Annotated in this window: 13 protein-coding genes; 5 read left to right on the top strand and 8 right to left on the bottom strand. The window is 62.0% G+C overall.

Annotated features, from left to right (window positions below):
- Positions 1-10: 10 nt before the first annotated feature.
- Positions 11-1,153, top strand: coding sequence for an acyl-CoA dehydrogenase (locus V5735_RS02560; protein WP_423744931.1), 1,143 nt, complete (start codon positions 11-13; stop codon positions 1,151-1,153).
- Between the two features lie 65 nt (positions 1,154-1,218).
- On the opposite strand, the gene V5735_RS02555 is transcribed toward V5735_RS02560, so the two are convergent.
- Positions 1,219-1,764, bottom strand: a complete 546-nt coding sequence (locus V5735_RS02555) for a tRNA (cytidine(56)-2'-O)-methyltransferase (RefSeq protein WP_423744930.1) — start codon at positions 1,762-1,764, stop codon at positions 1,219-1,221.
- Positions 1,765-1,888: 124 nt separating this feature from the next.
- Here V5735_RS02555 and V5735_RS02550 point away from each other — a divergent pair, with 124 nt between their 5' ends.
- Positions 1,889-2,821 (top strand): NAD-dependent epimerase/dehydratase family protein, encoded by a 933-nt coding sequence (locus V5735_RS02550; protein WP_423744929.1) that lies wholly within the window; start codon positions 1,889-1,891, stop codon positions 2,819-2,821.
- 31 nt (positions 2,822-2,852) lie between these two features.
- Here the strand turns inward: V5735_RS02550 and V5735_RS02545 are convergent, their stop codons facing one another.
- The 6 genes from V5735_RS02545 to V5735_RS02520 all read right to left on the bottom strand — a co-directional run bounded on the left by V5735_RS02545 (position 2,853) and on the right by V5735_RS02520 (position 8,718).
- Positions 2,853-3,185 carry a BsuPI-related putative proteinase inhibitor gene (locus V5735_RS02545; protein WP_423744928.1) on the bottom strand — a complete coding sequence of 111 codons (333 nt, stop codon included), beginning with the start codon at positions 3,183-3,185 and terminating at the stop codon, positions 2,853-2,855.
- A gap of 173 nt (positions 3,186-3,358) precedes the next feature.
- Positions 3,359-4,471, bottom strand: a complete 1,113-nt coding sequence (locus V5735_RS02540; protein WP_423744927.1) for a S8 family peptidase — start codon at positions 4,469-4,471, stop codon at positions 3,359-3,361.
- Positions 4,472-4,578: 107 nt separating this feature from the next.
- Positions 4,579-5,712 carry a S8 family peptidase gene (locus tag V5735_RS02535; protein ID WP_423744926.1) on the bottom strand — a complete coding sequence of 378 codons (1,134 nt, stop codon included), beginning with the start codon at positions 5,710-5,712 and terminating at the stop codon, positions 4,579-4,581.
- A gap of 149 nt (positions 5,713-5,861) precedes the next feature.
- Positions 5,862-7,052, bottom strand: a complete 1,191-nt coding sequence (locus tag V5735_RS02530; RefSeq protein WP_423744925.1) for a S8 family peptidase — start codon at positions 7,050-7,052, stop codon at positions 5,862-5,864.
- Between the two features lie 172 nt (positions 7,053-7,224).
- Entirely contained in the window at positions 7,225-8,382 is a 1,158-nt protein-coding gene (locus tag V5735_RS02525) for a S8 family peptidase (protein WP_423744924.1), read from the bottom strand.
- A gap of 108 nt (positions 8,383-8,490) precedes the next feature.
- A complete protein-coding gene (locus V5735_RS02520; RefSeq protein WP_423744923.1) occupies positions 8,491-8,718 on the bottom strand; it encodes a hypothetical protein in 228 nt (75 codons plus the stop codon).
- Between the two features lie 162 nt (positions 8,719-8,880).
- Here V5735_RS02520 and V5735_RS02515 point away from each other — a divergent pair, with 162 nt between their 5' ends.
- The 3 genes from V5735_RS02515 (at position 8,881) to V5735_RS02505 (ending at position 11,778) form a co-directional block, all read left to right on the top strand.
- Entirely contained in the window at positions 8,881-9,639 is a 759-nt protein-coding gene (locus tag V5735_RS02515; RefSeq protein ID WP_423744922.1) for a DUF2797 domain-containing protein, read from the top strand.
- 23 nt (positions 9,640-9,662) lie between these two features.
- Positions 9,663-11,000 (top strand): DEAD/DEAH box helicase, encoded by a 1,338-nt coding sequence (locus V5735_RS02510; protein ID WP_423744921.1) that lies wholly within the window; start codon positions 9,663-9,665, stop codon positions 10,998-11,000.
- Positions 11,001-11,256: 256 nt separating this feature from the next.
- On the top strand, positions 11,257-11,778 hold the full coding sequence (locus tag V5735_RS02505) for a hypothetical protein (protein WP_232423710.1): 522 nt from the start codon (positions 11,257-11,259) through the stop codon (positions 11,776-11,778).
- On the opposite strand, the gene V5735_RS02500 is transcribed toward V5735_RS02505, so the two are convergent.
- The gene (locus tag V5735_RS02500) at positions 11,779-12,165 is read right to left on the bottom strand and encodes a hypothetical protein (protein WP_423744920.1); all 387 of its coding nucleotides are present in this window, start codon (positions 12,163-12,165) and stop codon (positions 11,779-11,781) included.
- Positions 12,166-12,240 lie beyond the last annotated feature (75 nt).

Below are 12,240 nucleotides of genomic sequence, written 5' to 3'. Positions count from 1 at the left end.
ATTCTCCCGTATGGACTTCAGTCTCTCCGCAGAGCAGAAACAGATCCGGGATATGGTCGCGGAGTTCGTTGACGAGGAGATCAAACCTCGCGCGTCGGAAATCGACGAAACCGACGAATTCCCCAGCGACCTCGTGTCCGAGATGGCCGACCTCGGCCTGATGGGCATGCCCTTCCCGGAAGAGTACGGCGGGGCGGGACTCGATTACCACTCCTACGCCATCGGCCTCGAAGAGATTTCGCGCGGGAGCGGCGGCCTCGGCACCATCGTCGCGGCCCACACCAGCCTCGCGGGTAACATGCTCTACGAGTTCGGAAACGAGGAGCAAAAACAGGAGTACCTCACGCCGCTCAACCAAGGCACCGACATCGGCGCGTTCGCGCTCTCGGAACCCGGCGCGGGAAGCGACGTTCCGGCGATGGACACCACGGCGGAGAAGGACGGCGACGAGTACGTCCTCAACGGCGGCAAGCTCTGGATTTCGAACGGCTCCGTCGCCGACACCGTGACCGTCTTCGCCAAGTCGGACCCCGGTGCCGGTAACAAGGGCATCTCGTCGTTCGTCGTCCGCCCCGAGGAGGACGACGGCTTCCACGTTGAGGGAACCGAACACAAACTCGGCGACAAGGGTTGTCCGACCGCGGAACTCCGGTTCAGCGACCTTCGAATCCCCGAAAACCGCCTGCTCGGTGAGGAAGGCGACGGGTTCGTCCACGCGCTGAAGACACTCAACGGCGGGCGTATCACCATCGCCGCGCGGAGTATCGGCCTCGCTCGCGCCGCGCGAGACGACGCGCTCGAATACGCCCAGCAGCGCGAGCAGTTCGACCGCCCCATCAGCGACTTCCAGACCATCCAGCACAAACTGGCCGACATGGACACGAAGGTACAGGCCGCCAAACTGCTCATGCACCGCGCCGCCGACCGCAAGATTCGGGGCGAGGACTTCATCAAGCACGCCGCACAGGCCAAACTGTTCGCCAGCGAAATCTCCCGCGAAGTCGCCAACGAAGGGATTCAGATTCACGGTGGCTACGGCTACACGACGGATTTCGACGTGGAGCGCTACTACCGCGACGCCAAACTGAACGAGATATACGAGGGAACGAGCGAAGTCCTCCGGAACACCATCGCGGCGCAGATGATGGACTGACCCGAAAAGAACTGAAAGCGAAACGTGCGGTCGGTTCTTACGCTTTCGACACGTCTCCTTTCTTCCTACTCCTTCTCGCCGACGGGTTCGACCTGCTTTCCCGTTTCCTTGGGAACGACGCGCTGTTGTGCGTTCTCCCACTCGCGGTCGAGTTCGCGGCCGTCGAACAATCTGTCGAGGAAGACGGCGAGTCCGGCGACCTCCGAATGCGGTTGGTTGGTCACGCCGACGTTCCAGTCGGCGGCTTCGTACACGTCGAACGAAACTTTCTCCGCCCCGACGACGACGAGGAGCGGTTCGTCCGCGTGTGCGTCCCGAATCTCGGTTTCCACGTCCTGTACGCGCTCGCCGTACATCGTGAGGTGGACGACGGTTCCTTCCCAGTTTCGGATGAGCGCCTTCTGACTGCTGGACAGTTCGACCTCGAACGGGCCGCCGAAGCGGTCGGCGATGTCGCGGATGGTCTCCTGCGATTGTCCCGCGTTGTCGGGAAGGACCACGCGGTCCGCACCCAACGCGCGGGCGGTGAGTCCGACGTGTGTGGTCATCCGTTCGTCGCGTCCGGGTCGGTGGCCGAGACGGACGACCGTGACCGACGGTTCGTCGTGCATACGCTTCGATGGCAGCCGAACGCGTTAGGAGGTTTCGAAATACGGATCGCGGCAACGCGACGTTTTTTCGACGGCGTTCCGGCAGACCGGAACACACTTCCCGGCCACAATCGCAGAACCGTGCATGCAACTCTCCGGTAAACGAGTTCTCGTAACCGGCGGTGCCGGTTTGGTTGGTTCCCAGATGGTCGACGACCTCGTCGCGGACAACGACGTGACTGTCGCGGACGATCTCTCCAACGGAGTCGAGTCGTCCGTTCACGACGACGCCGAGTTCGTGCAGGCCGATTTAACCGACGAGTCCGCCGTCGAGGCGGTCATCGACGACTCCTTCGATGCCGTCTTCCATTTCGCCGCGGCCGATAAGTACGTCAACACCGACGACCCGCGACCGCAGTTCGAGGAGAACGGCGAGATGACGTACAACATCCTCGAACGCATGGACGAGGTCGGCGTGACGAACTTCGCGTTTACATCCTCCTCGACGGTGTACGGCGAGGCCCCGCGGCCGACGCCCGAAGATTACGCGCCGCTCGAACCCATCAGCATCTACGGGTCGGCGAAGCTCTCGGAGGAAGCCCTCCTCTCGACGTTCGCCCACTCCTACGATTTCACCGTGTGGAACTTCCGATTCGCCAACATCGTCGGTCCGCGGTTCGGCGCGGGCGTCGTCCCGGACTTCGTGGAGAAGTTGGACGAGAACCCCGACATGCTGACCATCCTCGGGAACGGATTGCAGGAGAAATCCTACATGCACGTCACCGAGTGCACCGAAGCGATGCGCTACGTCGTCGAGAACGCGGACGATGCGATGAACACCTACAACCTCGGGACTCGGACGACGACTTCGGTCAATGCCATCGCCGACATTGTGGCGGACGTGATGGACCTCGACCCCGAGTATGAGTACACCGGCGGCGACCGCGGGTGGACGGGTGACGTGCCGAAGATGCGACTCTCCATCGAGAAACTGTCCGCGCTGGGGTGGACGCCCGCACAGAGCAGCGACGAAGCGGTTCGTCGGGCGGCCGAGGAGTTGTACGATAGACTCGACTGACCCGGATTCGGTCGAACCTCGTTTTCGAAAATCAGACCGAAAAGTCCGTCCGCGCTTCCACGTCCTCGTCCATGATTTCGAGCGTCGCGACGACGGTGTACTGCCCCGGACTGGGGTCCGGCCACTCACCCGGATAGGTCCGCTCGGTATCCGGGTCGAACGACTCGGATTGGAGCGCCTGCGTGAACATCTTTCCGTCGCTCGCGCGCCAAATCTCCGCATCGTCTTCGAGAACGGCGAAATCCGCCTTGAGTCCGCTTCTGAACGTCACGTTCCGCGAATCGGCGTCCGGATTTCGAACCGTCAGTTCGAACTCGACGGCTCCGCCGGTCGGCGTCGCCGTCACCTCGCTTTCGAGCGTCATTATTTTCCGTACGATGTCCTGCCTCGAAAAGGTTGTCCTCCGGGTGCATCCGGTCACTGCCTACCGTCGGTCGTTCGCGTCCCGGAATCCCCCCGCGGGTGCCGGGAAGGTACCGGTAAAAACGCATCGTCGGGTACGATGCGATGTGATTGGTGGTGGGGTGAAGTGTCCGTTTAGATCGCGGAGTACACGTCGAGCAGGCCGTTACCCTGCTGGTTGCTGGACAAGCCGAGGTTTTCCGCCGTGTTGTTGAGTCGGCTTCGCGCGCCGGTGTTGGAGTAGCCGAGCTGTCCCATCAGGATGCCCGCGGCACCGGCGACGTGCGGGCAGGCCATCGAGGTACCCGAGAGGGTGTCGTAGCTGTCCCCGTAGTAGGTCGAGTAGATGCTGCTGCCGGGTGCGGCGAGTTCGACCTGCGGGCCGGTGCTGGAGAATGACGATAGCCCGTCGGAGCTGTTCGTCGAACTGATAGCCACGCACTCGCTGTACACCGCCGGATAGCCCACGCAGTTCGAGCACGGCCCGCTGTTCCCGGCCGCCGTGGCGAGGAACACGCCGTTGTCGTAGGCGTACGAAACCGCGTCCTTGAGCGCCGAGGACCCGGACGAACCGCCGAGGCTCATGCTCCCGACATCCCAGCCCTGGTCCGCGACGTACTCGACACCGGCCGCGATGTCGGAGAAGTAGCCGCTTCCGTTGCTGTTCAGGACTTTGACGGCGTGGAGCGTGGCCTCGGGCGCGACGCCGACGACGCCCTGTCCGTTGTCTTCGGCGGCCGCGATACCGGCGCAGTGGGTTCCGTGGCCGTTGTCGTCGTCCCAGCTCGACCCGACGTAGGACGTTCCGCTACCGAGGTTGTTGTCGAGGTCGGGATGCGAGGCGTCGATACCGGTGTCGATGATGGCGACGTCGGCACCCGAGCCCGTGTACCCGGAGTCGTGGGCGGCATCCGCGTCCACGCGGTCGACGCCCCACGGAAGCGTCTGCGCGTACGCGTGCATCGTCCCGTCTTCCTCGACGTAGCGTACTTCGCTTCGCCGTTCGAGCGCCGTGATGGCACGCTTGGGTACTTCGAGCGTAACCGCGTCGAACGAAAAGTCGTGGTGAACCACCGATGCCGCGTCGAGCGCCGCCCGTCGCCCCGACTCGCCCGTATAGCCGATGTTGACCCGTACTCTATCGCTCGGCTTCGCGTTCGCGAAGCCGGTGACGGCGAGCCCTGCCGTCGCACCGCCTGTGACCTTGAGAACGTTACGTCGTGAAACGCCGCTTTTGTTGCGTGGCATTGCAGGCAAAACGATGAAGTATATTCTCTTAAATTTTTTTCTGAGATTATTAGATTAATTAGAGTGAACTACCCTCTGAAATAATATTCGGCGCTATCCGTTGTCACTCAGTTATTGCTCGAATCGAATCCCAGCGCTGCAGCGACGTCTACGAGGCCGTAGCCCTGTTCGTCGCTCGATAACCCGAGGTCCTCCGCGGTGTCGCGCAATCGCTGTTGTGCGCCGGTGTTCGAGTAGCCCGCGGCCATCACTTGGGCGGCCGCACCGGAGACGTGTGCCGTTGCCATCGACGTGCCCGAGAGGGTCTCGTAGGTGTCGTCCCAGTACGTCGATTCGATGGCCTGACCGGGTGCGGCGAGTTCTATCTCCGGTCCTCTGCTCGAAAAGCTGGCGATGTCGTCGCTTTGATTCGTCGCACTCACCGCGATGACGTCCGACGCCGAGGCCGGATAGCCGACGCAACCGCCGCTGCACGGCCCGGACCCGCCCGCCGCACCGACGAGGAGGCATCCGTTGTCGTAGGCGTACTGCACGGCGGCATCGACCGTCGAGGAACTCGACGACCCGCCGAGGCTCAGGTTGATGACGTCGTGTCCGTGGTCGGCCGCCCACTCGATACCGGCCGCGATATCGGAGTACGACCCCGCTCCGGTGCTGCTGAGAACCTTCACGGCGTGGAGCGTGGCCCCGGGCGCGACGCCGACGACGCCGCTGTAGTTATCGACGGCCGCGATAGTGCCCGCGACGTGCGTCCCGTGGCCGTTGTCGTCGCTCCACGAACTCCCGACGAAGGATTTCCCGGAACCGACGTTCGCCTGCAGGTCGGGATGGTTCGCGTCGATGCCGGTGTCCACGACGGCCACGTCCGCCCCGGTTCCAGTCGAACCGTTCGCGGTTGCGACCTCGGCATCCACGCGGTCCACGCCCCACGGAAGCGTTTCGCCGAGAGCGTGCATCGTGCCGTTCTCCTCCACGTAGGTCACGCCCGGTGCCGATTCGAGCGTGGAAATCGCGGCCTCCGGAATCCGAACCGTTACCGCGTCGATTCCCGAGAACTCCCGAACGACGTCGTTCGCCGATTCGAGAGCCAGCCGACGACCCGCCCGACTTTCGAACCCGACGTTCACTTCCCGACGTTCCCGTTTTCCGGCGGCGACGCCGCTCGCACCGACGGCAACCATCGAGACGCCGGTCGCTTTCAGCACGCTTCGTCGCGTCGCATTCTTGATTTCTTTCGACATCAATTCATATATAAAATACAATCACATAATATTTTCTTATATTGTATGAAAATATTGCTCGAGGGACGAAAGAGACGCTATTCCCAACGCTGTGCGTGTCGTTCCTTGCTCAAAAAAGACGTAAGGGGTCGTTCGGGTATCTTCGCCGTTCAGTTGTCGCTGGAGTCGTAGCCGAGCGCTGCGGCGACGTCGAGAAGGCCGCTTCCCTGTACGTTGCTGGACAGGCCGAGGTCCTTTGCCGTGTTCAGGAGTCGGCTTTCGGCATCGCGCGCCGAGTACCCCTGTGCGATGAGCTGACCGGCGGCACCGGCGACGTGCGGAGTCGCCATCGACGTCCCCGAGTACGTGTCGTAGCCGCTGGGAACGGTCGAGTAGATGTCGGTACCGGGTGCGATGATGTTCACCTCGGAACCTTGACTGGAGAACGAGGACTGCTGGTCGCTATCGTTCGAGGATGCGACCGTGATGGTCTCGGAGTACGCCGCCGGATAGCCGACGCAGTCGGTACACTGTCCGTCGTTTCCGGCCGCGGCGACGAGGACGACACCGTTGTCGTAGGCGTACTGAATCGCGTCGTGAAGGGCTTGCGAGCCCGAAGAGCCGCCGAGGCTCATGCTCGCCACGTCCCAGCCCTGGTCCGCGACGTACTCGACACCGGCCGCGATGTCGGAGAAGGAACCGCTACCGGAGCAGTCGAGAACCTTCACGGCGTGGAGCGTCGCTTGCGTGGAGACGCCGACGACGCCCTGCCCGTTGTCCACGGCATTCGCGATACCAGCGCAGTGGGTTCCGTGGTTGTTGTCGTCGGACCACGAGTCGTTACAGGAGTTACTGTTACCGTAGAGGATACAGCTCCCGGTGTATCCGCCGCTCCCACAGGAGACGAACGACTTTCCGGCGCCGATGTTCGCCTGCAGGTCGGGATGGTCGTCGTCGATGCCGGTGTCGACGATTGCGATGTCGGCACCCGAACCCGTCGCGCCGTTCGAGTGTGCGACCTCGGCATCCACACGGTCCACGCCCCACGGGAGCGTCTGACCGAGTGCTTCCATCGTGCCGTTTTCCTCCACGTAGCGGATGTTCGGATTCTTTTCGAGCGCCGTTGCCGCGCGCTTGGGCACGCGAATCGTCATCGCCTCGATGGAGTTGAATTCCCGAACGATTTCGTCCGCGCTACTTCGCGTCATCGCGCGACCGCGTGCGCTGTTGAATCCGACGTTGACCTCCACCTTGTCCGTCGGCGCTGCCGACGCCAGGCCGGTCGCCCCGGCCGCCGCTAGCGAGCCACCCGTTACTTTGAGAACGTTCCGCCGTGATACGCCATTGGCTTTCCTTGCCATACCATTAGTCAAAATACCACATGGATTTAAAAAATTAACTATTTTACTTTATATAAATATAATATCTAGGAAATTATACTTTAAACCGGCTACTAAACGTAGGATGATAATAGGTCGGACTGACAATTGCGTGAAAACGATGGAAAACGTACCATCGATGATAGTTGACCGTTCAGTTGTCGCTGGAGTCGTAGCCGAGTGCCGAGGCGACGTCGAGAAGACCCGAACCGGTCTCGTTGGCGGACAACCCGAGGTCTTCTGCGGTCCGCTTGAGAGTGTCTCGTGCTTGCGTGTTCGACGCGCCGTTGGCCATCAACTGTCCGGCGGCACCGGCGACGTGCGGGCAGGCCATCGAGGTACCCGAGAGGGTGTCGTAACCGCCGGGGACGGTCGAGTAGATGCTACTGCCCGGTGCGGCGATCTCGACTTCCGGACCGGTACTGGAGAAGTACGAGAGGCCGTCCGAATCGTTCGTCGAACCCACCGCCATCACTTCGGGATAGGCGGCCGGATATCCCACACAGTCCGTACACGGGCCCGAGTTACCGGCGGCCGCGACGAGGAACACGCCGTTGTTCACGGCGTATTGGCACGCGTCTCGGAGCGTCGCGGAGCCGGACGAACCGCCGAGGCTCATGCTCCCGACGTCCCAGCCCCGGTCCGCGACGTACTCGATACCGGCCGCGATGTCGGAGTACGAACCGCTCCCCCGCGAGCTGAGCACTTTGACGGCGTGGAGCGTCGCTTGCGTGGAGACGCCAACGACGCCCTGCCCGTTGTTCACCGCGTCCGCGATACCGGCGCAGTGGGTTCCGTGTTCGTTGTCGTCGTCCCAGTTGTTTCGGCACGTCTTCTTGCCACCGCGACATTTGACGAACGACTTTCCGGTGCCGATATTCGCCTGCAAGTCCGGGTGGTCGGAATCGATACCGGTGTCGATGATGGCGACGTCGGCACCAGCCCCCGTATCACCGTTCGAGTGTGCGACTTCGGCATCCACACGGTCCACGCCCCACGGGAGCGTCTGGCCCAACGCCTGCATCGTGCCGTTCTCCTCCACGTAGCGGATGTTCGGATTCTTTTCGAGCGCGGTCGCCGCGCGCTTGGGCACGCGAATCGTCATCGCCTCGATGGAATCGAACTCGCGGACGATTTCGTCCGCGCTACTTCGCGTCATCGCGCGACCGCGTGCGCTCTTGAACCCGACGTTGACCTCCACCTCGTCCGTCGGCGCTGCCGACGCCAGGCCGGTCGCTCCGGCCGCCGCTAGCGAGCCACCCGTTACTTTGAGAATATTCCGCCGTGATACGCCATTGGCTTTCCTTACCATGCGGCTGTATCAATAAACTACACCGTAATATAATTTCTTGCTAGCCATCGTAGAAATTAATGTTCAGAAGCGTCTTTCGGTCGGGGTTGAACACCGTTCCGACCCCAGTCAGGCCCCGGTTTGCCCGTTCTTCTCGATGTACCGTATCTCGGGATGATCGTCGAGTTCCGCCCAGTCCTCTCGTGAGATTCGAATCGTTACCACCTCGAGCGATTCGAACTCCCGAACGACCTCCACGGCGGTGTCCATCGCCGCGTTCTTTCCGTCGATCCCGTCGTATCCGACGTTCACCTCGACGGTATCCCGGTCGGTATCTCCCTTGCCATGGTTCGCCACACCACGTTACTACGACACAAATATTATTAAAACATTCTTCTTCCGTTCAAATATTCCAAGATAAATATATTTCAACAGCTTCATCAAACAACTCAAAATGTGAACACGTCCGTCGCTCCTTCGAACGACACGTCTTTTACCCGGAAAGACCCAACTACACCCGTGCAAATCGTTGGGTACGAGACCGGTGCGGCGGGAGACGACCCGCCAGCGTTGCTGGTGGACGACGATGGGACCCTTTCGCGCGAACCGCTCGAACGCGGGGTCGAACTGGAGTACACGCTCGGCGACAGACACTGTGCGGGGACGTTCGACGGTTCGACGCACATCGCGTGTTCTCGCCCCAACGCCCCCTACTGCGACGCACACACCAGTACGTGGGTGTGTGCCCGCTGTACCGGAACGTGCCTCAAGGCCGAAATGGACTGCTACGAGGACCACGCCATCTACCTCGCGGCATTCGGTCCCACGACGGTCAAAGTCGGCGTCACGCGTGAATGGCGACTACAGACACGACTCCGCGAGCAGGGTGCGGACCGCGCCGCACATCTCCAAACGGTGAAGAACGGGCGAATCGCCCGCGAACTGGAAGCCGAAATCGCGGAGACGTTCACCGACCGCGTTCGCGTTCCGGCGAAGATTCGAACCCTCGACCAACCGGTGGACGAGGCGGTGTGGCAGGACGCCCTCTCCCGGTTCGACCCGCTCGACACCTTCGGGGTTGACTACGGTTTCGAACTCGAGTCGGCACCCGTCCACGAGACCCTTGCCAGCGGCACCGTCCTCGGGACGCAAGGCCGCGTCCTCGTCCTCGAACGCGGCGGAACGACCTACGCGACGGACATGCGCGACCTCGTCGGCTACGAACTCGAACGCGGCGCGACCGACCGAAGCCTGCAGGCCAGCCTCGGCACCTTTTAGGCCGCGGATTCCCCAGTTTCGGTGTGGCTGAAGCGACCCTCACGTTCGAGAACGGCACGCTCCGCGTCGAAACCGAGCGCGACGTTCCGTTCGCCGACCCCGACCCCCGCTCGAAGACGCTCCGAGCGCCCGCCTTCCGCTACGCCGCTATCCGCGATTACTGCGAGGAACGCGGGATTTCGGTGGACGATTCCGTCCTCGACGCGCCCGATTTGCCGCCGTGTTACTCCGCCTACGAACTCCGGGACTACCAGCAGAAGGCGCTCGATTCGTGGGAAGACGCGGACCGACGCGGCGTCCTCGAACTGCCGACCGGAAGCGGAAAGACCGTCATCGGCGTCAAAGCCATCGAACGCTGTCAGGCCGCGACCCTCGTCGTCGTCCCGACCATCGACCTGCTCGAACAGTGGCGGCGAATCCTCGACACCGAGTTCGACGTTCCCATCGGCCAACTCGGCGGCGGCGAACAGAACGTCGAAGCCCTCACCGTCTCGACGTACGATTCCGCCTACCTCCGGGCCGACGACATCGGCGACCGGTTCGGTCTCGTGCTCTTCGACGAGGTTCACCACCTCGGCGGCGAGGGCTACCGCGAAATCGCGCGCCTCCTCGCCGCACCCGTCAGAATGGGGCTGACGGCGACGTTCGAGCGACCGGACGGTGCCCACGAGGTCGTTACCGAACTCGTCGGGGAGAAGGTCTTCGACGTCCACGTGGACGAACTCGCCGGAACCCACCTCGCACCCTACGACGTGAAACGGTTGACCGTCGAACTCACGCCCGAGGAGCGCGAGCGATACGAGGACGCCCAAGGCGTGTTCACCGACTACCTCGCCAGTTCCTCGATTCGGATGCGGAGTGGCAGCGACTATCAGGAACTCGTCAAGCGCTCGGGGAGCGACCCGAAAGCACGCGAAGCCCTCCTCGCAAAACAGCGCGCACGCGACATCATGATGAACAGCGAGGGAAAGGTGACGGCCCTCGCGGACATCCTCGACGCCCACCGGGACGACAGAATCATCGTATTCACCGCGCACAACGACCTCGTGTACCGCCTCTCGGAGCGCTTCCTCCTCCCGGCCATCACGCACCGAACCTCGACGCCCGAACGTCGAGACGTTCTCGATAGATTCCGACGCGGGGAGTACTCGCGCGTCATCACCTCGAACGTGCTGGACGAGGGGGTCGACGTTCCCGACGCCAACGTCGCCGTCGTCCTCTCCGGGAGCGGGAGCGAACGCGAGTTCACCCAACGCCTCGGCCGAATCCTCCGAGCGAAGGAGGACGGCGGACGCGCACTCCTGTACGAAGTCGTCACCGAGGAAACGGCGGAAGTTCGCGTCGCAAACCGGCGAAGATAGTTTTCCCGTCCTCTATCGATAGCGGCTCACTCGACCAACAGTCGAGCACTGGCTCCGAACGGTCGAGCGCTGTCTTTCGTCCGTTCCAAATAGTATACTTTGTTTCTATACTATTCATTACTTCTATGGTTTTGATAGTATTTTGGTAGTACTCAATATTTCGATGCACGTTCACTCAAACGGGGACGACCCCACTTCCTCTGACATGGCTCTCAGGGGTCGTCCCCGTTCGACGGTTCCGCCATGGAGGCCGATGATGACCGACGTATCCACCACCTCGACCGAGGAGTACGAGCTACTGACCGCGAAACAGAAGGAACGACACGGCAACACCGAGACCGCGACGGTGCAAGACGTCCGCGTGAGCCGAGCACAAGTCAGTCTCACGCTCGCCTTCGACTGGACGGCCGACGAGACCCGACTCGTCTACGATTTGGACGACGCCCGCGACGTGCGCAAACTCGAAGCGCTGACCGACGAACGCGGCTTCGAGTTCGCACAGGTCGGCCACCTCGACGGCCTCACGGTGTCCGTCCGGTACACGAGTCAGGGCTGGGTTCCGACCACTCACCTCCCCTACACGGAGAGCGAAGGCTCCATCGCCGAGACGTTCCGAACGGAACTCGAACTGTTCGGACGGGAACTCGCGCGAACGCCCGGTTTCCTTCGCCGATTCGTCACGTGGACCAACTCGCTCTCCACGAAACAGGTCATCATCGGCGTCATCATCATCAAAAAACTGCTGGTGGTCGCTGTCCTCGTCGGACTGGTGCTGTAATTATTTTAGATTGATGCTGATCGAGGTGCTGCTCGCCTCACTGTATTTCTCGTACGTCACCTCGAACGGGACCTCTACGTCTTTCGTTTCCTTTCCGGGAACCGTCACCGTCGGGTTCATTTCGTGTACCACGTCGTTGAGGTCGGCCGTCACCTCGAGTTCCGCGGACTCCTCGCTGTCCCCGTGATTCTGAATTGTGACGACGACCACGAGGGTGCCGTCGTCGCCCTTCTTCGGTCGAATCTTGAGGCTTTCCAAGTCCCCCGCTCGACTCCTATCGCCGTCGTCTTGATTACCGCCGCGACCGCCAAGAATGGCCGCACAGCCACCGGTAGAGGCGAGAGTAGCAACGAGTCCGAACTGTTGGAGGGCGTCTCGTCTTCGCATACTCAATACAGATTGGAGCGGTTGGAATGAATCTTCTCATTCAGACGCCTTTTGTACACCGGACGTGTATTTTCG

The organism is Haladaptatus sp. SPP-AMP-3 (assembly GCF_049568665.1).
Taxonomy (GTDB): Archaea; Halobacteriota; Halobacteria; order Halobacteriales; family Haladaptataceae; genus Haladaptatus; species Haladaptatus paucihalophilus.
The sequence above is the reverse complement of the archived record's forward strand: the minus strand, read 5'-3'. Positions and strand labels throughout refer to the sequence as shown.